The sequence below is a fragment of the Psychrobacter sp. TB20-MNA-CIBAN-0197 genome, from assembly GCF_040309765.1.
GTDB lineage: Bacteria > Pseudomonadota > Gammaproteobacteria > Pseudomonadales > Moraxellaceae > Psychrobacter > Psychrobacter submarinus.
Window position 1 is genome coordinate 1 of sequence record NZ_JBEOPC010001218.1, and the last position, 244, is coordinate 244.

At 46.7% G+C, this 244-nt stretch carries 1 protein-coding gene; it reads left to right on the top strand.

Annotated elements, in window-relative coordinates; translation table 11 throughout:
* The coding region (locus AAEY83_RS17820; RefSeq protein WP_351061343.1) for a type II secretion system F family protein at positions 1-244 on the top strand (244 nt) is incomplete at both ends.

Consider the following 244-nt stretch of genomic DNA (forward strand, 5'->3'; position numbering starts at 1 on the left):
GCCCAAGCCCCTCTACACCTTCAAAAAACCCATCAAACCTATTGATATTGCCATCTTTGCCCGTCAATTGGCAACCATGATGAAAGCGGGCGTGCCATTGACCCAGTCCTTTGAGATTGTCGCGGACTCATTGGATAATCCCAGTATGAAAGAACTGGTTTTGCAAATAAAAGCCGATATCGAAGCCGGTGGGACTTTTGCCTCAGCCTTGCGTAAACACCCACGCTATTTTGATGATCTGTTT